Origin of the sequence: Mycobacteroides sp. H001 (genome assembly GCF_001440005.1) — a bacterium.
In the GTDB taxonomy this organism is placed as follows: Bacteria; Actinomycetota; Actinomycetes; order Mycobacteriales; family Mycobacteriaceae; genus Mycobacterium; species Mycobacterium gwanakae.
Map to the genome: position 1 here is coordinate 1 of NZ_LJYH01000033.1, position 22,552 is coordinate 22,552.

Below are 22,552 nucleotides of genomic sequence, written 5' to 3' on the forward strand. Positions count from 1 at the left end.
GGTCAAGGCCAACAAGCTCGCCATCGTGTACCTGACCTACAAACTGGCCGACGGACGCATCGTCCTGCACGGCCACGTCGGCGACATCGACAAGCCCTGAGTTGGCCACCATGAACCGGAAGAGCAGCGGGTCCATGACTTTAGATAACAGATCTCAGGATGACGTGGAAATGGACAATCGCAAGGGCGATGCAGTGGTGTCTAAGACCGCCGATGCCGTCATAACTCGTGAGGCCGCAATCGGCAGCGAGGCTAGGCTTTCGTGGCTGCTTTCGGGACTTGCGGGCATGGTCGGCGCGGTCGCCTTCCTGCACAGCGCAGGCTACTTCGTGACATTCATGACCGGAAACACCGAACGTGCGGTGCTGACGTGGTTCAAGGTCACCGACAAACAGCAGGTGGCGGGTGCGGGTCCGATTGCCGCTATCTCGATGATCGGGGCCTTCCTGTTCGGGGTGATCGTTGCCTCCTTCTGCCGGAGAAAATTTTGGAAGAATCATCCGCACGGTGCGACGGTGCTGACCACGGTGGGTCTCCTCGCGGCTGCCGCGGTCGACTTCTATCAGGACCGGAGTTTCACGGCGAACATTGACGTGCATTTCACGCCGATTCTGTTGTTGGCCTTCTCGATTGGAGCACTCAACACGTCGTTTGTGAAGAAGGGTGAAACCGCCATTCCCTTGAGCTATGTCACGGGAACCGTGGTCAAGTTGGGGCAAGGAATCGAACGCCATCTCTTTGGCAAGGGTTCGGTCTTTGAATGGCTTGGGTACGCAATGCTCTACCTGTCGTTCATCCTCGGTGCTGCAACAGGCGGGGTCATTGCCTCGGTCTACAGCGGATCCAAGGTGATACTCACTGTCGGATTAATATGTGGTGCAACGACACTCATCACATTCTTCCACTCGGATCGCAAGACCATTCTCGGTTGAGTGATACGGCGACCCTTGCCGGTTGCATCCCCAGATCGATTTTCCAGAACAGTTGTTCAACCAAAGTAGGAAGGAAGCGCGGCATGGAGCCCGGATTTCAGATTTACGAGTCCCACAAGGCTGAATCGAGCAGCCCCATCGAGCACATGAACGACCTCGCCACGGCGATGATCATTGCGGTCCTTTTCATCGCGCTGGGAGTGGCCAAGTTTGGGCCGCTTTGGCTCATCAACTACTGACCCTGCCTTGTCAACCGCGGTAACTCCTGTCTGGCCTGTGGGGTGATTCGCTATGGAACTGAGGCAGCTTGAGTACTTTCTCGCGGTCGCGGAACACTCGAATTTCACCCGCGCCGCGGAGGCTTTGCATGTCGCTCAGCCTTGGGTAAGTGCTCAGGTCCGGAGACTGGAGCGGGAGCTCGGCCACGAGCTTTTCGACCGTTCGAGCAGAGCGCTCAAGCTGACCGAGTTTGGCAAGATGTTGTTCCCGCTCGCCGAAACGGCACTTCAGACCGTGGGCAAGATACGGTCGACCGCAAGCGCCATGGCGGGTGTCCTGTGTGGGCATCTGGCTATTGGAACGGTCGATCATCCGCTGCCGTTACTCGCCGATGCCTTGGCCGCGTTCCACCAAGCGCATCCCGCAGTGTCGATCACACTGACCGAAGCGCGATCGGATCAACTCACGGCGGCGGTGCTAGAACGCAAACTCGACGTCGCCGTGGTCGGGCAGGGCTCGTCAACGCCCCCGCTGTTACGCGAGCAGCTTCTCACCCAACAGAACATCGTGGCCATCGTCCATCGCGACGACCCCTTGGCATCGCGTGCGTCGATCAGTCTTGAGGATCTGCGCAACCGTGCGCTCATCAGTCATCCGCAGGGGTCCGGGGTTCGGAAAATTCTTGATCAGGCTTGCCTGGCACAAGGATTCGTTCCTGACATCGCCTTCGAGACGAGCTCAGTCGACATGATGAATCACCTCGTTACCCGGGATCTGGGCGTCGCCGTAGCGCCGGAGTTTCCTGCTGATCGTCTGGACCGAGTTCGCCAGATCGACCTGTCCGATGAGGTGATGCGCGGGCGCCTCACGCTGGTGTGGAGAGAAAAAGGCGCCACGCCGGAAGCTGAGGCCTTCGCCGCGTATGTGAGCGAATTGTGCAGCGCGCAGACCGATCTCGTGGGTGTGCCGTAGTCACTGTCCGGAGGTCGGCAACGCGTACCACTCGAACGCGACGAATACCGCAAGCACGATGAGGATCACGTTGACCATGGTCAATTTCCATTCATTGCGGCGGACATGAACACCAAAGGCCCCCGCCTGTAACACTGCGAGTCCGGCAGCGGCAAGCGGACTCAGCACCGGGGCGATCCCGGTGGCGTGCGGGAGGACCACGCCGATTCCGCCGAGCACTTCCATCCCGCCGATCGCCTTGACCACGTGAGGTGTGAAATCGGTGGCCCAGGCGAGGTTGGGATTGGCGGCGATCTTTTCGTACGGGGTGATCAGTTTGAACACGCCCGCGCCGAGATGCACCACGGCGAGCACACCGGCGCAGATCCACAACCAGGTATCCATCGCGCCAGTATGCCCGGCGTAACGGTGGCATTCGGCAATCCCGATAAAGATCATGACCGTTGTGCGGAAGGCCTGAACGCGATTGCCAGCCAATGGGGGGATGATGGTTGGGAAGGAAGGATGTGGCGGATTTCGTGACTGAAGCGGGTGAGTTGACGCGGCGCCCTCGTGGCCGGCCGCGCAAAGGCGGCGAGGGAGTGTCGGCCGACGCGATCTTCACCGCGGCGCTGCAAGCGTTCGCCACGCACGGCTATCAGGGCATGTCGATGCGCACCCTCAATCGTGAGCTGGGCGTAAGCCATAACCTGCTACATCAACGTTTTTCGTCCAAGGAACAGCTGTGGTACGCGGCCGTCGACTGGGGATTTCAGGCGATCGTCGACAAGGTGCTGGCAGATGACGACGAGAGCCTGAATTCCGCGGAGCGGATCAAACGATTCATCAAGATGTTTGTGATCTTCGCGGCCGAACACCCCGAATTGATCCGGATCATGGACATCGAGGCGGGCCAGGACAGCGAGCGGCTGCAACACATCTGTCAGGCCTACGTCATCCCCATGCAAGAACGACTCGGGCCGGTGTACGAGGAGGCGGTCAAGGCAGGAGAGCTGCGCGATGTACCGCTGCAGACCAGCTTCTTTCTCATCACATCCGGCACCGCCGCCTTGTTCAGTAGCGGAGCGCTGGCTCGTACCGTCTTCGGCGATGCCGTGTTCGATCCGGATCAGGTGCACGCGCACGCCGAGGCCGCCGCAGAGCTGATCGTCAGGGGCATGCTGCCCTGACGAGGGCGCCCATTCACGGGCATTCCTCCGTATAGTCAAGGCAATTGACATGGAGGATTCGACGCAGGAGGCGATATGGCACGCCCGCTCCACGAGTTACAGGTCGTTCGCACCGAACAAGTGACTCCGCACATCACCCGGGTGGTGCTTGGCGGTAACGGATTCGACGGTTTCGAGGCCAACGCGGATACCGACAGCTACGCCAAGCTGATATTCCTTCCCGAGGGCCACGAAGGGCCTGGTCCGCGCGACATCGATCAGGCGCGCGACATGCAGGCCACGGTGCGCACGTACACCATCCGTTCCGTGGATGCCGACCGTCGCGAGATCGCCATCGACTTTGTGGTGCACGGCGACACTGGGGTGGCGGGCCCGTGGGCTGCACGGGCCACGGCAGGTGACAAGTTGTATCTCACCGACTCGCACGGCGCCTACTCGCCAGATCCCGCCGCTGACTGGCATCTGCTCGCCGGCGATGAATCGGCCGTCCCGGCGATCACCGTCGCCCTGCAAGCGCTTCCAGAGGGCGCCCGCGCCAAGGTGTTCATCGAGGTAGCAGGCCCGCAGGATGAGATCGCCTTCGACACCCGCGGCGATGTCGAGATTGTCTGGGTTCACCGGGGCGCTGGTGCCGACGAGGTCGATGAGAGCCTGGCGGGGGATAACGCCCCGTTGGTGGCAGCGGTGCGCTCGGCGGAGTGGCTGCCCGGACAGGTGCAGGTATTCATCCACGGCGAGGCTCAGACCGTCATGCACAACCTGCGGCCGTACATACGCAAGGAACGTGGGGTCGCACCGAAGTGGGCCGCCTCGATTTCGGGCTATTGGCGCCGTGGGCGAACCGAGGAGACTTTCCGCGTGTGGAAGCAGGAGCTAGCGGCCGCCGAAGCTACCGTGAGGGAGTGACTCCGCAGCTGACCGCGATTCTCGACGAGTTCGCCGAGCATCTGGCGCTGGAGCGCGGACGGTCGGTACACACCCAACGGGCCTATCGTGGCGATCTCACCTCGTTGTTTGATCACTTGTCGGCGACCAATCCGCAGGCGTCCCTGGCTGATCTGTCATTGCCGGTGTTGCGGTCATGGCTCGGCGCTCAGGCCCGGCAGGGTGCGGCGCGGTCTACGGTCGCGCGGCGTACTTCGGCGGCGAAGATTTTCACCGCGTGGGCGACCCGTCGCGGATTGATGAAGACGGATCCCGCGATACGCCTACAACAGCCCAAATCTCGACGCACCCTCCCTGCGGTGCTACGACAAGACCAGGCCGTGGCGGCGATGGAAGCCGCGCATTCGGGTGCCGAGCAAGATGATCCGATGGCACTGCGGGATCGGCTGATCGTGGAGATGCTCTACGCCACCGGGATTCGGGTCAGTGAGCTTTGCGGTTTGGATGTGGACGATATCGATAGGTCGCGAAAGGTGTTGCGCGTCTTGGGTAAGGGCGACAAGGAGCGCACCGTGCCGTTTGGAGGTCCCGCCGCCGATGCGCTGACGGCGTGGCTGGAGCGCGGTCGGGCGGATCTCGCCAACTCGGGCTCGGGTGCCGCGCTGCTCCTGGGTGCGCGTGGCCGGCGTATCGATCCGCGTCAGGTTCGCACCGTGGTGCATCAGACCATGTCCGCCGTGCCAGGAGCCCCGGATATCGGCCCGCATGGTCTGCGGCACAGCGCCGCAACGCATCTGCTGGAAGGCGGTGCGGACTTGCGTGTCGTTCAGGAGCTGCTTGGACACTCCACGCTGGCCACCACGCAGCTGTATACCCATGTCACCGTGGCGCGTCTACGAGCCGTCCACGATCAGGCGCATCCGCGGGCGTGATGTCGTGAGGCACTCAGGTCTCGTGCTCGTGTTTCCGTCGGCATGCCTGAGCAGGGTGGACGCGACTCCTCCAGCGTTGCCGTCGGTTACGGCGGGTTCGCGCCTCCAAACTCGCCTTTTCTTGCCGTGATTGCTTGCGCATCATGCGGTCCACTTCGCGTTGGTAGTAGCTCATCGACCCGCCATTCCCACCGGCCGCCCACAGGGCCACCACCACCAGGAACAGAAGCACTGCGGCGAACCCGGCTCCCGTAAGCACGGCCGTTACCCGCGGTTCCAAGCGTGCGGTGTGACAATGCTGAGCTGTAGTGGGCCGAGGTTCAATTCGCACCTGTGGTCATCGAGATATCTTGTGCCTAAGCGCATCTCGACAGAGGTGTGGGTTCCACCGGTTGATGAAAGGCCGCGCCACCGCATGTGTTGCTCACCTGCCTTGGTATTGAGCGGAATCCGCGTATGTCATCGCGACGCACCTACGAGCTGTGCGTGATCGTGCGGGCCCGAGGGCGTCGCGCCCTGGCGGACCGCGTCGCGGCTGGCGGCTCTGTCGTGTATCACCACTGGCCACCAGAACCAGCGGCCCAGCAGGGTCGCGATGGCGGGCACGAGGAACGATCGCACGATCAGGGTGTCCATCAGCAGGCCGAGACCGACCGCCGTACCGAGCTGGGCGATGTTGCGGGCCGGCGCAACGATCATCGCGAACATGGTGAAACCGAAGACCAGGCCCGCGGTTGTCACCACCCCGCCGGTGTTGGCCATAGAGCGGATGACACCCGTCTTGATGCCCGCGTGTATCTCTTCCCGGAACCGGGCCACCAGCAGCATGTTGTAATCGGCGCCGACGGCGACAAGGAACACGAATGACAGTGGTGCCACCGACCAATGCAGCGGGATGCCAACGAGGTCCTGCCAGACAAACACGGTGAGGCCCAGCGCCGAGACGTAGGACAGCGCGACAGTCCCGATGACCACCATCGCGGCGACGAGGCTGCGCAGCAGGATCAGTATCACGCAGAACACGAAGGCGAACGCGGCCACGGCGCTGGTAATGAAGTCCTCACGGGTGAAGGCCTCGATGTTCAGCAGGGTGCCGCCCGGCCCTCCGATACTCACCGTGCTGCCTGCCAACGATGTGCTCTTGATGGACTGCAGTGCCGTCGGGATGATCTCGGAGCTCAGGTCCATGGCCTCCTGGCTGAACCCCTCCTTTTCCGGAGTGACGACCATCCGGGTCACTTTGCCGTCGGGGGAGAAGAAGTACGGCATAGCGCTTTTGAAGAGTGGATTCTCGAAGGCCTGCGTGGGTATGAAGAAGGAGTTGCTCGGGTCGCCTGCCGTGAAGCTCTTGCTGAGGTCATCGGTGAACTGAGTGATCTCGGTGACCTGGGGCAGCAGGACTTGCAGGGTGCTCTGCAGTGGTGCGATAACCGCGTTGACCTGGGTGATGAAGTCCTTGAGTCCCGGCAGCTGCGCACCGAGTGCAGGCAAGGTCTGTGCCAGCGTGCCGGTTCCGTTCACCAGATTGCCGACAAGCCCGTCGAAACGGTGCAGATCGTCGAAGAGGGAGAACCCGGTGAGTGCGGCCTGGCAATAGTCGTTATCGCGGCAGTTCGGGATCCCGCCGATGAAGTCCTCGGCGGGTTTGGCCGTCCCGCGCAACGAGTCGACCTTCTGCACCACGGCGGCCAGGCTGGTGCGTAATTCCGTTGCACCTGAATGTATCTGGGTCGCACCTACGGTGCCGGTGCGCAGCGCCTGTTCCAAGCCCCGCACTGTCAGCGAAAGTTGGCCCACCCGGCCGCTGAGAGCGGTCAGGTCCTCGATGCGCTGCGTAAGCAGTTTGGTCATTTGGGTCAGCCGCCCACCGACATAACCGGCTTGCGCGGGCAGTGTCCCCAGTTCCAAGGGGGCCGCCAGCGGCCGGGTGATGCCCTGCACGTTGCTGATGCCGGGGATATTCAGTACGGCATTGCTCATTTTCGCCAGGGCGATCAGATCCGCGGAGTTGCGCATGTCGTGGTCTGCTTCCACGATGAAGACGCTGGGGGACATGATATTTGGCGGCAAATGACGGTCCGAGGCGGCGAAGCCGACGTTCGCGGGGGAGTCGCTGGGCTGAGCTTGCCGCTCGTTGTAACTGGGCCGGAACCCGGGTACCGCCAGAAATGCGATCGCGAGCACGGCCAAGCTGCCTGCCAACACCGGCCCCGGCCACCGCACCACGTACGTGGCGATGCGCCGCCACCGGCGCTGCGACTTCTCTTCGCGCGGCTCGAAGAATCCGAATCTGCTACCCGCAGCCAGCGCGGCGGGCGCGAGAGTCAGCGCTGCGGCGAGGGTGACCACCACCGCAACCGTGCAGGGCAGCCCCGACGTACTGAAGATGGCCAGGCGGGTGAAGACCATGCAGGCTGTCGCCCCGGCAACGGTGAGCCCCGAGGCGATAATGATGTGTTGCACCCCTGCCAGGGCCGTGTAGTAGGCCTCGACCGGGTCTTCGCCGGCTCGCCGTGCCTCCTGGTATCTGCCCAAAAGGAAAATGCCGTAGTCGATTCCGGCGCCCAGCACGATCACCGCCAGTAGCGCCGAGGCGAAGATCGACACGCCGATGACTTGGTGTTCGCCGAGGAACGCGACGATGGGTCGACCGACGGCAAGCCCCGCTCCCGCGACGAGTAGTGGCAGTGCGATGGTGATCGGCGAGCGGTACACCACCAACAAGATGAGGCCCACCAGCCCCGCACATGCGATCAGCAGGATCAGGATCGAGTCGTTGATTGACACCAGCTCGTCGTTCACCACCGCGGAGGGGCCCGTCAGGTGCGCGGTGATTCCTTTGGGCGGCGGGTACTGGGCGATGAGTTCGCGGATCTTCGCGGTCGATTCCATGGCCAGGGCAGTCCCCATATTGCCCTTGAGGTTGATCAGGACGTATGCGGCCTTCCCGTCGGCACTTTCGTTGGCCGGCGCGAACTGCGGATCCGACCACAGATCCATGGAGGAGTTGACGTGCTTCTTGTCCTGGTTGATCCGATCAAGGATCGACGAGTAGTACTGGTGCGCCTCGGCGCCCAGCGGAGCTTCGCCCTCGAGGAGGAGATAGACAAAGTTGTTGGTACCGGAACCGCCGAAGTAATCGCCCATCTTCGAGATCGCCTGTACAGAGGCGGCGTCATCGGGCAGAAACGAGCGGGCGTGCTGTTTGATCACCGTTTCCAGCTGGGGCACAGCGAGATTGAGAATGCCGGCCGCACCAAGCCACACCACGAGGATAGGTATGGAGAACCGGTAGAGCAGCCGCGCCAGCAGCGGTCGTCCCGGTGTGGGTGCCACGTCGGCGGGGCCGGCCCACAACTTGTCCCATACCTGTACGCGAAACTTGTCCAAGAGATTCACGCCACCGCCACCTGACAGGAGACGGCCGATGCGTCGGCCGCGCTTTGGTCACGTGTGAGCCCGTCGATCGTGATGCGACAAGACATCTGTCCCGAACTGGATTGCGCGACGAGTCCCGCTGGGACGACAAGTTGTTTGGCGTGCAGGGTGGTCTGCCAGGGGAGTGTCCCCGACACTTCGCGGACGGCGCCGTCGACGTCCAAGTAGGACGCCGTGATCGCGCTGCCTGCGGGCCCGTCGAGCCGGTATTCGACGACCTTGTCCCGTGGCTTGCCGATGACTGGGGGCTTGGCCGAATGGCCGATGGCAGGGTCAGGAATGTCGCTGAGCCGCAGATGGGCTATGTAGGCCCCGGCGATACAGAGGACCGCCGTCGATACCAGATACACCCACGCGCCACGCATTCCAGCTCCTCATTGATCCGGTTGGTGAGCGTTGACGTTAACTGGCCGATTGTTAATTTAACAGTTGGTCATATGAACATCACACCGATCGGTCTACTGTGATGCCGCGCACATGAATACTCGGCATGGGAAGGCTTGAGGCTGGTACAAGGGACTGGTGACACGGGCAGGTACCAAGGGCATGCCCCGCGCCGAGCGGGAGCAACAGATCCTCGATGCCGCGTGCCAGGAGTTCGGCCGCAGCGGATACGCGGGCATGTCCCTGGCGGCGGTGGCATCGGCGGTCGGCGTGTCCAAGCCCATGGTGCTGGCATATTTCGGGTCCAAGGAGCAGCTGTACATCGCGTGTGTGCAGCGCGCTGGAGCGATCGTCGGTGACCACATCGCTGCTGCAATGGAGGCGGCTCCGCCCACACTCGCGTTGCCGCGGGCCGTGCTGCAGGTCATCTTTCAGGCGTTGGCACCCCGCCCATCTGATTGGCTGGTGATCTGGGATCAGACGCTGCCCGAGGGCAGTGATGCGCTGGCGGCTGCCCGGATCGCCAGAATGCGTCTCGCTGCTCTGGCCGGCCAGGGCGTGGCCGCGGTGGGAAGTGCGGCCACCGAGTTGCGCGACCCGCAGGACATCGGTGTGCTCACGCAGGGCTGGATGGGCATGGTCGGCGCCATGATCACCTGGTGGATCCGGCATCCCGAGCAGAGCGCGGAGCAGATGGCCGAGCGTGCCGGCCGACTGATCACGATCATCGCCAGTGCCGGGATATCGGAGGCGGAGTCGCCCGACGGGGTTGCCACGCCACGCCCGGGCAAGCCCGTGCGGGGGTCCGGTTCCGGGCAGCCGCTCAACGCGGCATTCGACCTTTTCGGTCGCCGTTGGGCCATTCTGGCGCTCTGGGAGCTGCGGTCCGGGTCAAAGACCTTTCCGGAGCTCAGGCAGCATATGAGCGAGGTCGGGGAGGTATCGAGCGGCGTCCTCACCGCACGCCTTAGCGAGCTGACCGCCGCCCACATCGTGCGGAGCCAAGATGGGCAGTACTCGCTGACGGCGGTGGGCAAGGCGTTGCTCGTCGCGCTGGCCCCGCTGGAATTGTGGGCAAGGGCCTGGTCGAAATCGGTCCGATGATTAGAGTTCCAAGCATGCGCGCCGGAATTCTGGTGGCGGCCACTACCGCCTTTGTAGGCCTCGGACTCGTGGTACCGGGAACGGCGACCGCTGATGTGTACCCGCCGTGGTGGGTGTGCATGGCCAACGGCGGTGAGATGCGTGCGTTCTACCAAGTGGTCAGCGAACAGGACGCACTCGACAGATTCCATGACGCGGTCACCAGGCTGTCGCAGGCCACTGGAAAGCCCGCGCACGTCGACATCTGTCAGCCCGCCTGAAGCGGTTTGAGCCGTAGCGGCGTAGCGGCCAACAGTCCCAGCGGATCCAGGTAGTTCGCCGCTGAAGCAGGCCCGCGCAGCGCGCCCCAGTGCAAACAGGCTGCACCATCGCAGCCGGGATGTCCGGGCCGTAGTGTCCCGATGACCGATCCTTCGCTCACGCGCTGACCAGGCTTGACCAGCGGGGTAACCGGCTCGTAGGTGGTGCGCAGGCCGCCGACGTGTTCGATCGAGACCAGCGTCCTACCGGCGAGAGATCCTGCATACACCACGATGCCCGGCCCAGCCGCGGCCACCCGCTGATCGGGGAAGCCGGCTAAATCGACCCCGCGATGGCCCCGGTTCCAACGCTCCCGCGGCTTGTCGAAGTGCCGGGTTACCGCAGGTTGAGGACGTAGTGGCCAGCCGAAACGATCACCCGTGTCACCCGGTGCGGTGGTGGCCGCGGGGGAGGCGGTCAGCGCCACGGCCAGGATCAGTCCAGGACAGCCGACCCTTCTGAACCTCACGACATCATCGTGACCGGACGATTGTGGTGGAGGAAAGAGCCATTCCGGCCCTGTGGACAACCTCCGGGGTCCGCGCGCCCGATGCTTCGGTGCGTGGCGAAAAGCACTCGTCGCAGCATGTAAACTCATGACCGCAACTCGCCTAGCGGGTTGACTTCGCGCGTCTGTACACGAACTCGTGACCAGCATGCCGGGCGGTCCCATCCAGGGTTTCCTTCGGGAATCGAGGAATGGGTTCCGGCATCAGCAGACGCTAGGGCCCAGGATCACCCGATCCGGGGCGACAACCGACAAAAGGAACCATGGACTCATGGCTGTAGTAACTATGAAGCAGCTGCTTGACAGCGGCGCGCACTTCGGGCACCAGACCCGTCGTTGGAACCCCAAGATGAAGCGGTTTATCTTCACCGACCGCAACGGCATCTACATCATCGACTTGCAGCAGACGCTGACCTACATCGACAAGGCGTACGAGTTCGTCAAGGAGACCGTCGCCCACGGTGGGTCGGTCATGTTCGTCGGCACCAAGAAGCAGGCTCAGGAGCCCATCGCCGAAGAGGCGACTCGCGTTGGCATGCCTTACGTCAACCAGCGCTGGCTGGGCGGCATGCTCACCAACTTCTCCACTGTTCACAAGCGTCTGCAGCGCCTCAAGGAGCTGGAGTCGATGGAGCAGACCGGTGGCTTCGAGGGACGCACCAAGAAGGAAATCCTCATGCTCACGCGTGAGAAGAACAAGCTTGAGCGCAGCCTCGGCGGTATCCGGGACATGCAGAAGGTGCCGTCGGCGATCTTCGTGGTGGACACCAACAAGGAGCACCTCGCCGTAGCCGAGGCCCGCAAGCTGAACATCCCGATCATCGCGATCCTGGACACCAACTGCGATCCCGATGTCGTCGACTACCCGATCCCGGGCAACGATGACGCGATCCGCAGCGCCGCGCTGCTCACCAAGGTCGTCGCTTCCGCGATCGCCGAGGGCCTGCAGGCCCGCTCCGGCCTGGCCGGTGGCGACGAGAAGCCAGAGGCCGCCGAGCCGCTTGCCGAGTGGGAGCAGGAACTGCTTGCCTCCGCTGTCGCAACCACCGATGACGGTGCTGCGCCCGCGGCCGAGACCACCGAAACCACAACCGAGGAAGGCTAAATGGCGAATTTCACAGCCGCCGATGTGAAGCGGCTCCGGGAACTGACCGGTGCCGGAATGCTCGACTGCAAGAACGCCCTGGCCGAGTCCGACGGTGATTTCGACAAGGCCGTCGAGGTGCTGCGCATCAAGGGTGCCAAGGACGTCGGCAAGCGTGCCGAGCGTGCCACCGCCGAGGGCCTGGTTGTCGCGCGTGACGGCGCACTTGTCGAGCTGAACTCCGAGACCGACTTCGTCGCCAAGAACGCCGAGTTCCAGGGCCTGGCCGACGCCATCGTCGGTGCGGCCGCAGCCGGCAAGATCGGCGAGGTCGACGCCCTCCTGGCCGCCAAGGTCGAGGACGGCCGGACCGTTGAGCAGGCGATCGCCGACCTGGCCGCCAAGATCGGCGAGAAGTTGGAGCTGCGCCGGGTGGCGTACTTCGATGGAACTGTCGAGGCATACCTGCACAAGCGCGCCGCGGACCTGCCGCCGGCCGTGGGCGTGCTGGTCGAGTACACCGGTTCAGACGAGGGTGCCGCGCACTCTGTGGCGCTGCAGATCGCTGCGCTCAAGGCCAAGTACCTGACGCGCGAAGACGTTCCGGCCGACGTGGTCGAGAATGAGCGTCGCATCGCCGAGGAGACCGCCAAGGCCGAGGGCAAGCCCGAAGCCGCGCTGCCCAAGATCGTCGAGGGACGCGTGACTGGCTACTACAAGGATGTCGTGCTGCTGGATCAGCCGTCGGTATCCGACAACAAGAAGTCCGTCAAGGCTCTGCTTGACGAGGCCGGTGTCACCGTGACCCGCTTTGCGCGGTTCGAGGTCGGCCAAGCCTAGGTTTCTCAAAACAATTCGGCCCCGCCAGGATTCGTTCCTGTGCGGGGCCGAACTGTTTGTGCGCTAGCCTCGGGCAATGCCAGCTGTTGGGCCTGATGCAAAGCGGTATCCCAAAGGGGAGGCCAAGCGCCGGGAGATCCTCGCCGCGGCGTTGACGGTGTTGGAGCGCGACGGGGAGGCCGGCGCCTCGATGCGTGTCATCGCCAAGGAGGCCAACATCAGCCTGGCCGGGCTCATGCACTACTTCCCAACGCGCGATGTGATCCTCACCGAGATCCAGCGCGATGCCGATGCCAGATTTGAACATTGGTATGGCAATTCGGACTCCGAGATCGACCCCGGCGAGGTGCTCGCACAAGCGATGCTCGACAAGGCGAGTAAGCCCGGCTCCGGGACGGTGTATCTCTCACTGGCGGCCGCCGCGGCAGTTGACCCGGGCCACCCTGCCGGCGCTTACCTGCGGGACAGGTACGAAAGGATGCGCACACTCATCGCCGAGTACGTGCGAGGGCGCCAGGCCGCGGGCGAGGTTCCCGAGCATGTCGATGCCGAATTCGCTGCGGCGGCGCTGATCGCGGCCGCAGACGGCATTCAGATCCAGTGGATGTCGGATCCATCCATCGACATGGGCAGTCACATGCGGCGGGTGTGGGAGCGGCTACTGGCCTAGAAAACCATACAGTGTATGGTTTTCGTATGAAATGGATCGTCTCCGTAGTGGCATCGGCAGTCGTAGTGGCATTGGGATTGGCCGCTTGCAGCCCGCAGCAGGAGAGTTCGAAGGACGATTCCGCTTGGGATCGCGGGTTCTACTGGGGTACTGCAACTGCGGGCTACCAGGTGGAGGGCAGTGCTCCCGACAGCAATTGGCGACGCTATGTCGATCGCACCGCCGGTAGGCCGGTAGAGCCCGGGGCTGATCCACTAGGGGCTGGCCCGGTCGACCCGTACCGGCAGGCCGATGATTTCCGCCATCGATACGCCGAAGACATCGCCAATGCTCATGCCATGGGCGTCAATACATTTCGATTCGGGCTGGAGTGGTCGCGGGTGATGCCCGAGCCGGGCAAATGGGACGAGAAGGAACTGGCGTACTACGACTCCATCGTCGCGACGCTACGCGAGAACGGCATGACCCCGATGATCACGCTCATGCACTGGGTATACCCGGGCTGGGTCGCCGACCGCGGCGGCTTCATGAACAACATCGCGGCGTTCGAAGACTTCGCCAAGGCAATCACCAAACGCTATGCCGGACAAGGGGTGCTGTGGGTCAGCATCAACGAGCCGCTGGCTTTCGGGGCGATGGAGGTGCGCACCGGCGCGATCAAACCCAATCAGTTCGAAGGCTTCCTGGATCGTCTTGCGCAGGCTCATCGTGCGGTGTACCGGGCCGCGCACGACGCCGACCCCAAGGCCAAGGTGACCACCAACGAGGCCTACATCCCCCCGGATGTGTTGGCGCAGTTCGCAGGCTTCGGAGTGAAGGGTCTGGAGGGTTCGTTCTTCGACCGGGTCCCCGGCAGCCTGGATTACCTGGGCTTCGACTACTACACCGGCACCGCCCTGGACAATCCAGCCTCGGCGCAGAGCATGGCCGCACGCTGGAACATAAAGTTGCAGCCCGAGGACATCTACTACGTGTCGCGGCATTACGCGCAGCGATACCCCGGGCTGCCGATCTACATCGTCGAGAACGGCATGGTCACCGACAATGGAAAGCCGCGCTCTGACGGCGTGACCCGATCGCAGTACCTCAACGACACCGTCTTCTGGCTACAGCGGGCCAAGGCCGACGGTATCCCGATCATCGGGTACAACTACTGGTCGTTGGTCGACAACTACGAATGGGGAAGTTACCGGCCACGTTTCGGCCTCTACACCGTAGACGCGCTGGGTGATCCGGCACTGAAGCGCGTGCCCACCGATGCCGTCCAGACCTACACCCAGATCACCCGGGATGCAGGCACCGCAGTCGGCTACCGCCCGGCGATCCCGGCGGCGAAATGCTCCACGACGGTAGGGCAGGACAGCTGTGCGCCACTTGACCCGAACGGGCCGACGGTGCCGTTGCGCTAACGGCCGAGCAGGAAGTCGCGGTCGGGGTCGTCCGGTGGCACCGCGGGATCGCCGTCGACGATGAGGTCGGCGCGTGCCGCGGTGGGATCCCGACGGAAGTGCGCTTCCTCCTCGTTGAGCCACAATCGCCAGAACTCGCGGAGCTCCTCGCCATCGCGCACCTCAGCGCGGCGCCTACGGGTCAGTTGGCCGGTCTGCACCCAGATCAGCGAACTCAACCAGCGGCCGGCGGCTGCGCGGCCCGAGCCGACGCCCTCGAGAATCAGCACCGACGGCGGTGCGCACTGCTCCGGTGGGCCGAATTCTCGGGTCGTCCAGTCGTAGCGCTGGTACCGCGCCAAGTTGCCGTGCGCCCAGGGCGCGAGAATCTGCTCCTCGAACCGCGGCCACCACCCGAAGAACGTCTCCCAGGACGCGAAGTCGTCGGTGTGCAGCAGCGCCGTAGACGGGGTTGTCGCCGATACCGCTGCGTGTAGTCGTGCAGCAAAGGTGCTCTTGCCGGCGGCGCCCCTGCCGTCGATGGCCACAACACGCACATCGCCGCAGTGTGGCTCGCTCTCGCTGATGATCGTGGCCAGCCACGCGAAGCTTCGCAGTGGTGCCGGTGTCGCCATGGCGCGAGCTTACTGGTGCTCGGCTAGCCTGTTGCGGTGGACTGGACAGAGCTAATCGGCAGCCTGGCCGGTGTGCTGTTCGTGATCCTCGCTGTCCGCCAGAATATTTGGACCTTCCCGGTCGCGATCGTCAGCTCGCTGTTCTACATCGTGGTCTTTAGCCGGCAGACCCTGTACGCCGACGCTGCCCTGCAGGTCATGTTTATCGCGCTGGCCGCTCAGGGCTGGTACCTGTGGCAGCGGGGAAGCCCGGATCGGCATGGTGTCGCGGTGCGGCGGACGCCACGGCGGGCGTGGCTGCCGTTGGCGTTGTCCCTGGCGGTCCTGGTGGCGGGACTGTATGGGTTCCTGATCACGTTCACCGATTCCAATGCCCCTCAGCTTGATTCGGTGATCACCGGGCTCAGTATCGTCTCCCAATTCATGATGAACCGAAAATGGATCGAGAATTGGGCACTCTGGATCATCACCGACACGTTCTCCGTAGGTGTTTATCTGTTCAAGGGGTTGAACCTGACGGCAGGTCTATACGCGTTTCTCACCGTGATGGCCGCCGTCGGGCTATGGAGCTGGCGCAAAGAATTGCGGACGGAGACGACCGTCGACTCGGTATAACAACCTGCCCCTTCCAACATATATCGGACAGGGGGCCTTGCGGCAAGGCCCCGGTCATACCGCACAATCGCTGGCCGAACGTCAGATGCCATGAATGAGAACGGAAACGGGGAAGTCCAGTTGACGACATACGAGGAAGAACTGGAATCCGAGCGGGAGTACATCGCTGGGCTCTATGTGCGGCTCGACGCCGAGCGTGCGCGCGTTAAGGGGCGATACCGCAGCACCCTGCGTGCGCCTGTCGATCAGCAGAACGGTGCGGCCATGGTCGAGCGCGACGACGAGGTGCGCGCACTGGCCAGTCAGGCGCAACGCTTGGACGTCGCCGACGACGGACTGTGCTTCGGCCGGCTGGATGCCGTCTCGGGAGAGCGGTCCTACGTCGGACGCATCGGTCTTCTGGACGAGACGAATGACTACGAACCACTGTTGATCGATTGGCGGGCTCCGGCAGCGCAGGCCTTCTACATCGCCACCGGGGCCAACCCGGAAAACACTCGGCGCCGGCGCCAATTTCGGACTCGGGGACGTCACGTCGACGCGTTCTCCGACGAAATCCTGGGCCGTCCCGACAGTGAAGATCGCGACGGCGAGCGCGGAAGCATGAGTGATGCGGCGCTGCTCGCGGCCGTGAACGCACCGCGCGGCAACGGCATGCGCGACATCGTGGCGACCATCCAGGCCGAGCAGGACCGGATCATCCGGCTCGATCATCCTGGTGTGCTGGTCATCGAGGGCGGTCCCGGCACAGGCAAAACCGTCGTGGCGCTGCACCGCGTCGCCTACCTGCTGTACACCCAGCGCAAGCGGATGGAACGCCACGGTGTGCTGGTTGTCGGCCCGAATGCGGCTTTCCTCAGCCATATTTCGCGGGTCCTGCCGTCGTTGGGCGAGACGAACGTGGTGTTCACGACGGCGGGAGATCTGCTGCCCGGTCTGAAGGTGACGGCGGAGGACGGAGCGGAGGCCGCGCGTCTCAAGGGCTCGCTGCAGATTCTTGACGTGCTCGCGGCTGCGGTCGCGGATCGGCAGCGGACCCCCGTGGAACCACTGCGCATCCAGCTCACCGACGTTTCGGTGCGCATCGATGCCGACATAGCGCAGTGGGCCATCGAAGAGGCGCGTGCGAGCAGGCTCCCGCACAACGAGGCGCGAACGGTCTTCACCGACGTACTGACATGGGCGATCACGGAGCGGGCGATCCCGCGTATCGGCAAGGGGTGGCTCACACGCGAGGACCGCAAGGCCTGGGAGCACCTGCGCGCGGAGCTGCTGGATGAACTCGGGGATCACGAGGGATTCGCCGCCGCACTCGACGAGCTATGGCCGATGCTGACGCCGGAGATGCTCTTGTCGGAGCTGTACACCTCACCGGAGCGGCTGCGCGCTGCCGGTGCGGATCCCGCACTGGCACGCCCTGTCGGTGACGCATGGACGGTCTCAGACGTACCCCTGCTCGATGAGCTTGTCGACCTGGTGGGCCGCGATAAGGCCGCAGAGGAGGCGGCTGAACAAGAGCGCAGGGCCGAGGCCGAGTACGCGGCCGGGGTGTTGGACCTGATGACCGGCCGTGAAGACATGATGGACGACGAAGACCACCTCTTCGCCACCGATCTGCTCGGCGCCGAGGACCTCGCGGAACGATTCACCGAACGTGACACCCGCGACCTGGTCGAACGCGCGTCGGCCGACCGGGACTGGACGTACGGGCACATCGTGATCGACGAGGCGCAGGAGCTGTCCGAAATGGACTGGCGAGTTTTGATGCGCCGGTGTCCAAGCCGCTCGTTCACGGTGGTCGGGGACCTGGCTCAGCGCCGATCGGTGGCCGGTGCCACCTCCTGGGACGCGATTCTGGCCCCGTATGTGCCGGGACGCTGGCTGTACCGGTCGTTGTCGGTGAACTACCGCACCCCAGCCGAGATCATGGCCGTCGCCGCGGCGCTGCTTGCCGAGTTCGCACCGGGCGTCCAGCCACCCGAATCCGTCCGTTCCTGTGGCGTGCGCCCCTGGTCAAGACATCTCACCGAGGGCGAATTATCAAAAGCCATCGAGGAATTCACGAGCGATGAAGACGCTCGGGAGGGCACGAGTGTGGTGATCGGGCCACCGGGTGTACCCGGCACGGTGCCCGCCTCCGAGACCAAGGGCCTGGAGTTCGACGCGGTGCTGGTCGTCGAGCCGGAACGGATCCTGGCGGATGGGCCGCGAGGTGCGGCCGAGCTCTATGTGGCGCTCACCCGCGCCACACAGCGCCTGGGCGTGCTGCACGTGGCGCCGTTGCCGCAAGCTCTCGTCGGCCTCACCGAAACCACAGTCGGCCCCGGCTCGGTTCGCCGGGTCGTGCCAACGAGCGTCGCCCAATAAGGCAGGATAGACACCGCCGTCGCGGCCTTCCGATGAGCCGCTTGCGCGATGAGCGGAAGCAGCGGGCCCGATGGCTGAGTTTTGTGCACCGGCGTTGTTGAACCCGTACCGAGGAGGCGTGATGACTCGCGATGTGAGCCGCACCGGATATAAGCGGGTGCTGCTCAAGCTCGGCGGCGAGATGTTCGGCGGGGGAGCTGTCGGTCTTGACCCGGATGTGGTCCATAGGGTGGCCAGCCAAATTGCCGAGGTGGTTCGCAGCGGTGCCGAGGTGGCGGTCGTCATCGGCGGTGGCAACTTCTTCCGCGGCGCGCAGCTGCAGCAACGCGGGATGGAACGGACGCGCTCGGACTACATGGGCATGCTCGGCACCGTCATGAATAGCCTTGCACTGCAAGACTTTCTGGAAAAAGAAGGCATTGTCACGCGCGTGCAGACGGCTATCACCATGGGCCAGGTTGCCGAACCGTACATCCCGCTGCGGGCCAGGAGGCACCTGGAGAAGGGCCGCGTTGTCATCTTCGGTGCCGGCATGGGATTGCCGTACTTCTCCACCGACACCACTGCCGCACAGCGTGCGCTGGAGATCGGCGCCGAGGTGGTGCTGATGGCCAAGGCGGTCGACGGCATCTTCACCGATGACCCGCGCGCCAATCCTGACGCCGAGTTCCTGCCGGAGATCACGCACCGTGAGGTCATTGATCGCGGACTGCAGGTCGCCGATGCCACCGCGTTCAGCCTGTGTATGGACAACCGGATGCCAATCCTGGTGTTCAACCTGCTTACCGAAGGCAATATCGCCAGGGCGGTCGCAGGTGAGAAGATCGGAACGCTGGTAACACCATGATGAGCCGCTTGCGCGAAGATCATCAGACCCGATGGGAGATCAATCGTGATTGACGAGGTTCTTCTCGACGCCGAGGAGAAGATGGAAAAGGCCGTGTCGGTCGCCCGCGATGACTTCGCGACGATTCGTACGGGCCGTGCCAACCCTGGAATGTTTCAGCGGGTTGTCATCGACTACTACGGCACCATCACCCCCATCACGCAGATCGCCGGCATCAACGTGCCCGAGGCTCGCCTGGTGGTCATCAAGCCGTACGAGGCCAATCAGCTCAAGGCCATCGAGGAGGCGATCCGCAACTCGGACCTGGGTCTGAACCCGAGCAACGACGGCAGCATCATTCGCGTTGCCATTCCGCAGCTCACCGAGGAACGTCGTCGCGAGCTCGTCAAGCAGGCCAAGGGCAAGGGCGAGGACGCCAAGGTGACCCTGCGCAACATCCGGCGTAAGGCCAATGACGAACTGAACCGGATCAAGAAGGACGGCGAGGCCGGCGAGGACGAAGTGGGCCGCGCGGAAAAGGATCTGGACAAGACCACCTCCCAGTACGTGACTCAGATCGATGAGTTGGTGAAGCACAAAGAAGGCGAGTTACTGGAGGTCTAGGGCCCCCGGTAATGACGACCATGGGAGATACCGACGCGGCTCCGGCCCCTGGCAACAGCCCTGCGCCCCCTTCGGGGACGAAGTCCCGGGCCGGACGCAATTTGCCGGCGGCCATCGGCGTCGGCGCTGTTCTCGCCGCCATGATCATTTTCTCGCTGCTGTACCAGAAGGAGATCTGGGTCGGCATCATCTCGGTCTTCCTCGGGATCGCGATGTGGGAGGTGACCAAGAGGCTGCGCCAGGCCGACATCTCGGTGCCGTTCATCCCGCTGTTCTTCGGCGGGCAGGCCATGATCTGGCTGACCTGGCCGTGGGGCACCGCAGGATCGCTCGGTGCCTTCGGCGCAACCGTCGTAGTGTGCATGATCTGGAGACTGTTGAGTCAGGGGCTGGGCAGTCAGCCGGTGAACTATCTGCGCGACGTGGCCATCACCGTGTTCGTCGCCGCGTGGATCCCACTGTTCGCATCGTTCGGTGCACTGCTGGTCTATCCGGAGAACGGTGCGGAGCAGGTGTTCTGCTTGATGCTCGGTGTCACCTTCTCCGACATCGGCGGGTATGCGGCCGGTGTGCTGTTCGGTAAGCATCCGATGGCACCCGCAATCAGTCCCAAGAAGTCCTGGGAGGGCTTGGCAGGCTCGCTCCTGGTGGGCACGACCGCATCGACCCTGGCGGTGACCTTCCTGCTGGGTCACCATCCCTTTGTCGGTGTGGCACTGGGCATCATGCTCGTCATCACGGGAACCCTGGGCGACTTGGTCGAGTCGCAGGTCAAGCGCGACTTGGGCATCAAGGACATGGGCACGCTGCTGCCCGGACACGGCGGCATCATGGACCGTCTGGACTCGTTGTTGCCTTCCGCGGTGGCCACCTGGATTGTGTTGACGCTCTTTATCTAGGTTGTGTTTGACGCGGCTGCGCTTCGGTACAGCACCGTTTGATAAATCCCGCTGACGGTCACGGCGGTCAAGACTGCGGCCGCGATCCAGAGACCACCGCACAGTCCGAGCAGGCCCGCGAGCACTCCTTGGCCCACCGTGGCGGCGGCGAAAAGCAAAGCCGCACCTGGCAGTACCAGCACCAGGGTGAAGATGCGAAGACCCACCTGGGCAAGGACATTTTTGGTCAGCACGCGCCGGAGGACGCTCTTGGAGGCCTTGATGGCATCCGTGGTGCGTGCGTCGTGCAGGACGATTGCCGGAAGCACCTGGAATGAGACTGCGCGCCAGACGAGGTCGAGAAAGCGTCCGATGAAGAGAACGTGCACGAGGCTCCCGACATACAGGAGATTCTCGTCCATGACACCAATGCCCCAGGTGACGGCCGCATCGATGAGAACCCAGGGGACTAGCCGCCAGCGGTAGCGGGCTGCTGTCCGGAAACCGTTGGCGAAGATCGGCTTTCGACCCTCCAGTGCGGCGTCCGCCTGTGTTATGAGGGCCGTGAGCCAGAACATCACGAGGTACCACAGGATGAGGTAGTCGACGGTCAGCGCGGCACGGATGAACTGTGGCGCAGTCTTGTCGATGCCCGGCGGCAAGAGAAGTCCCAGGGTTATCAAGATCACGATGAACAGCGCCGCAGAGATGCCGGCGGCGACGGGGAAGAGCGCGAGCGTCCTGTGACGGCGCAGGAGGCGTATCGATGTCTTGAAAATGTCCCACGACGTCGGCAGTGCGTTGGAAGAAGCCACCGAGTCCCCTGATGTGTAACAACTCTTGTTACACAAGTTACCAGTGTGACAACTGAGGTGTGAGGAAGAGTGACAGGTGCCACCTGAATCCAGGATGGCGTGGAGGGCGTCTACCTGGTCTTGAGCGCCTGGCGCAGGTCTACTCCGGCGAACGGTCCCGGCACATGGCCATCAACCGTGAACCGGTACAGGGCGGTCTGAAAGATCCCGGTGAGTGCGGCTCCGATGATGGAGCCCGCCAGGATCCACAGTGCGCCGAGTGCCGCGAGCACGCCCGTCACAGCGGTGGCGTTCGCGGCGACTCCCAGATAGATCAACCCGGCCCCGGGCAGCGTCAACATTGCGGTGAAAAAGTTCAGGCCCACGACGCCGACGACGTTCTGGCCCCAGGCGTTCTTGAGCGTTTCCTTGGTCTTCTTGACGGCGTCGATCGCGCCGAGATTCTGCAGCACGATCGTGGGCAGCACCTGGAAGGACACCACGCGCCAGGCGACGTCCAGCAATCGCCCGACGAACGGCACCCGCTCCTCGATGGCGCTGATGATCCAGGAGACGACACCGGTGATAAGAACCCAGGGGAGCAGACGTCCGCCGCGCTGGGCTGCTGCCGAGATTCCCCCGGCGACGCTCGGGTCTCCGCCCTCTAGTGCGATGTTCGCCTGCGAGATGAGCGCCGCCTGCCAGAACGTCGCGACGTACATCAGCACGAAGTACCCGACGGCGAAGACCGGGTAAAAGAGCGGCGGCACCGAATCTCCGGTCGTCGCGGGCAGTAGCAGGACGCCGAGGGTCACCATTCCGATGAGCACAAGCAGCGCGGTGAGCCCGGACAAAATCGGGAAGACGACGAGCTCCTTACGTGAGCTCAGCACCTTCGCGGATGTCTTGAAGATTTGCCACGATGTCGACAGCGTGCTGGTGACGGCCATCCGATTCCCCCTGGTCATTGACGGATCAATGAGGCTCA

General features: G+C 63.6%; 25 protein-coding genes and 1 pseudogene. 18 read left to right on the forward strand and 8 right to left on the reverse strand.

Annotation, left to right across the window (positions count from 1 at the left end; translation table 11 throughout):
* From AOT83_RS15140 to AOT83_RS15150, 4 genes and pseudogenes are all read left to right on the forward strand, one after another.
* Positions 1–100 (forward strand): annotated as a pseudogene (locus AOT83_RS15140) (carbonic anhydrase); the annotation flags it as partial.
* Positions 101–110: 10 nt separating this feature from the next.
* On the forward strand, positions 111–932 hold the full coding sequence (locus AOT83_RS15145; RefSeq protein WP_030094021.1) for a YoaK family protein: 822 nt from the start codon (positions 111–113) through the stop codon (positions 930–932).
* An 83-nt stretch (positions 933–1,015) separates the two neighbouring features.
* Positions 1,016–1,171, forward strand: coding sequence for a hypothetical protein (locus tag AOT83_RS27400; RefSeq protein ID WP_044103995.1), 156 nt, complete (start codon positions 1,016–1,018; stop codon positions 1,169–1,171).
* Positions 1,172–1,223: 52 nt separating this feature from the next.
* On the forward strand, positions 1,224–2,123 hold the full coding sequence (locus AOT83_RS15150; protein WP_057966183.1) for a LysR family transcriptional regulator: 900 nt from the start codon (positions 1,224–1,226) through the stop codon (positions 2,121–2,123).
* On the opposite strand, the gene AOT83_RS15155 is transcribed toward AOT83_RS15150, so the two are convergent.
* Complete coding sequence (locus tag AOT83_RS15155) at positions 2,124–2,507, reverse strand: DoxX family protein (RefSeq protein WP_057966211.1); 384 nt, start codon at positions 2,505–2,507, stop codon at positions 2,124–2,126.
* Positions 2,508–2,704: 197 nt separating this feature from the next.
* On the opposite strand from AOT83_RS15155, the gene AOT83_RS15160 reads away from it, so the two are divergent.
* The 3 genes from AOT83_RS15160 to AOT83_RS15170 all read left to right on the forward strand — a co-directional run bounded on the left by AOT83_RS15160 (position 2,705) and on the right by AOT83_RS15170 (position 5,109).
* On the forward strand, positions 2,705–3,292 hold the full coding sequence (locus AOT83_RS15160; RefSeq protein ID WP_030094019.1) for a TetR/AcrR family transcriptional regulator: 588 nt from the start codon (positions 2,705–2,707) through the stop codon (positions 3,290–3,292).
* A 75-nt stretch (positions 3,293–3,367) separates the two neighbouring features.
* Positions 3,368–4,198 (forward strand): siderophore-interacting protein, encoded by an 831-nt coding sequence (locus tag AOT83_RS15165; protein ID WP_030094018.1) that lies wholly within the window; start codon positions 3,368–3,370, stop codon positions 4,196–4,198.
* A complete protein-coding gene (locus tag AOT83_RS15170) occupies positions 4,195–5,109 on the forward strand; it encodes a tyrosine recombinase XerC (RefSeq protein ID WP_030094017.1) in 915 nt (304 codons plus the stop codon). Before AOT83_RS15165 ends, AOT83_RS15170 begins: the two co-directional genes overlap by 4 nt.
* A 13-nt stretch (positions 5,110–5,122) precedes the next feature.
* Here AOT83_RS15170 and AOT83_RS28185 read toward each other — a convergent pair whose 3' ends face one another.
* The 3 genes from AOT83_RS28185 to AOT83_RS15180 form a co-directional block, all read right to left on the reverse strand.
* Entirely contained in the window at positions 5,123–5,368 is a 246-nt protein-coding gene (locus AOT83_RS28185) for a hypothetical protein (protein WP_044103994.1), read from the reverse strand.
* Between the two features lie 200 nt (positions 5,369–5,568).
* The gene (locus tag AOT83_RS15175; RefSeq protein WP_057966182.1) at positions 5,569–8,508 is read right to left on the reverse strand and encodes an RND family transporter; all 2,940 of its coding nucleotides are present in this window, start codon (positions 8,506–8,508) and stop codon (positions 5,569–5,571) included.
* Positions 8,505–8,912, reverse strand: a complete 408-nt coding sequence (locus AOT83_RS15180) for an MmpS family transport accessory protein (RefSeq protein WP_030094014.1) — start codon at positions 8,910–8,912, stop codon at positions 8,505–8,507. The genes AOT83_RS15175 and AOT83_RS15180 overlap by 4 nt, the downstream gene beginning before the upstream one ends.
* Positions 8,913–9,069: 157 nt before the next feature.
* Here AOT83_RS15180 and AOT83_RS15185 point away from each other — a divergent pair, with 157 nt between their 5' ends.
* Positions 9,070–10,035 carry a TetR family transcriptional regulator gene (locus AOT83_RS15185; RefSeq protein WP_057966181.1) on the forward strand — a complete coding sequence of 322 codons (966 nt, stop codon included), beginning with the start codon at positions 9,070–9,072 and terminating at the stop codon, positions 10,033–10,035.
* Positions 10,036–10,049: 14 nt separating this feature from the next.
* The gene (locus AOT83_RS15190; protein ID WP_057966180.1) at positions 10,050–10,295 is read left to right on the forward strand and encodes a hypothetical protein; all 246 of its coding nucleotides are present in this window, start codon (positions 10,050–10,052) and stop codon (positions 10,293–10,295) included.
* Here AOT83_RS15190 and AOT83_RS15195 read toward each other — a convergent pair.
* Positions 10,283–10,756 (reverse strand): M23 family metallopeptidase, encoded by a 474-nt coding sequence (locus AOT83_RS15195; protein WP_057966210.1) that lies wholly within the window; start codon positions 10,754–10,756, stop codon positions 10,283–10,285. The genes AOT83_RS15190 and AOT83_RS15195 overlap by 13 nt on opposite strands.
* A gap of 358 nt (positions 10,757–11,114) precedes the next feature.
* Here AOT83_RS15195 and rpsB point away from each other — a divergent pair, with 358 nt between their 5' ends.
* The 4 genes from rpsB to AOT83_RS15215 all read left to right on the forward strand — a co-directional run bounded on the left by rpsB (position 11,115) and on the right by AOT83_RS15215 (position 14,846).
* Positions 11,115–11,948, forward strand: coding sequence for a 30S ribosomal protein S2 (gene rpsB / locus AOT83_RS15200; RefSeq protein WP_030094010.1), 834 nt, complete (start codon positions 11,115–11,117; stop codon positions 11,946–11,948).
* Positions 11,949–12,767 carry a translation elongation factor Ts gene (tsf, locus tag AOT83_RS15205; protein WP_046254186.1) on the forward strand — a complete coding sequence of 273 codons (819 nt, stop codon included), beginning with the start codon at positions 11,949–11,951 and terminating at the stop codon, positions 12,765–12,767. It abuts the gene before it with no gap.
* Positions 12,768–12,843: 76 nt separating this feature from the next.
* Positions 12,844–13,437: a TetR/AcrR family transcriptional regulator gene (locus tag AOT83_RS15210; RefSeq protein WP_057966179.1), complete on the forward strand. Its 594-nt coding sequence runs from the start codon at positions 12,844–12,846 to the stop codon at positions 13,435–13,437.
* A gap of 26 nt (positions 13,438–13,463) precedes the next feature.
* Entirely contained in the window at positions 13,464–14,846 is a 1,383-nt protein-coding gene (locus tag AOT83_RS15215; RefSeq protein WP_057966178.1) for a family 1 glycosylhydrolase, read from the forward strand.
* Here AOT83_RS15215 and AOT83_RS27870 read toward each other — a convergent pair.
* On the reverse strand, positions 14,843–15,460 hold the full coding sequence (locus tag AOT83_RS27870) for an aminodeoxychorismate synthase (protein WP_030094006.1): 618 nt from the start codon (positions 15,458–15,460) through the stop codon (positions 14,843–14,845). The two genes, AOT83_RS15215 and AOT83_RS27870, sit on opposite strands and share 4 nt — an antisense overlap.
* A 36-nt stretch (positions 15,461–15,496) precedes the next feature.
* On the opposite strand from AOT83_RS27870, the gene pnuC reads away from it, so the two are divergent.
* From pnuC to AOT83_RS15245, 5 genes are all read left to right on the forward strand, one after another.
* Positions 15,497–16,075 carry a nicotinamide riboside transporter PnuC gene (pnuC, locus tag AOT83_RS15225; protein ID WP_030094005.1) on the forward strand — a complete coding sequence of 193 codons (579 nt, stop codon included), beginning with the start codon at positions 15,497–15,499 and terminating at the stop codon, positions 16,073–16,075.
* Between the two features lie 90 nt (positions 16,076–16,165).
* Positions 16,166–18,442 carry an RNA polymerase recycling motor ATPase HelR gene (helR, locus tag AOT83_RS15230; protein WP_030094004.1) on the forward strand — a complete coding sequence of 759 codons (2,277 nt, stop codon included), beginning with the start codon at positions 16,166–16,168 and terminating at the stop codon, positions 18,440–18,442.
* Positions 18,443–18,563: 121 nt separating this feature from the next.
* Positions 18,564–19,289 carry a UMP kinase gene (gene pyrH / locus AOT83_RS15235; protein WP_030094003.1) on the forward strand — a complete coding sequence of 242 codons (726 nt, stop codon included), beginning with the start codon at positions 18,564–18,566 and terminating at the stop codon, positions 19,287–19,289.
* Between the two features lie 45 nt (positions 19,290–19,334).
* Complete coding sequence (gene frr / locus AOT83_RS15240; protein WP_030094002.1) at positions 19,335–19,892, forward strand: ribosome recycling factor; 558 nt, start codon at positions 19,335–19,337, stop codon at positions 19,890–19,892.
* A 20-nt stretch (positions 19,893–19,912) separates the two neighbouring features.
* On the forward strand, positions 19,913–20,791 hold the full coding sequence (locus AOT83_RS15245; protein ID WP_057966209.1) for a phosphatidate cytidylyltransferase: 879 nt from the start codon (positions 19,913–19,915) through the stop codon (positions 20,789–20,791).
* On the opposite strand, the gene AOT83_RS15250 is transcribed toward AOT83_RS15245, so the two are convergent.
* Both AOT83_RS15250 and AOT83_RS15255 read right to left on the reverse strand, forming a co-directional pair.
* On the reverse strand, positions 20,788–21,585 hold the full coding sequence (locus AOT83_RS15250) for a DUF6159 family protein (RefSeq protein WP_057966177.1): 798 nt from the start codon (positions 21,583–21,585) through the stop codon (positions 20,788–20,790). The genes AOT83_RS15245 and AOT83_RS15250 overlap by 4 nt on opposite strands.
* A 110-nt stretch (positions 21,586–21,695) precedes the next feature.
* Positions 21,696–22,532, reverse strand: a complete 837-nt coding sequence (locus AOT83_RS15255) for a DUF6159 family protein (RefSeq protein ID WP_057966176.1) — start codon at positions 22,530–22,532, stop codon at positions 21,696–21,698.
* Positions 22,533–22,552: the final 20 nt, after the last annotated feature.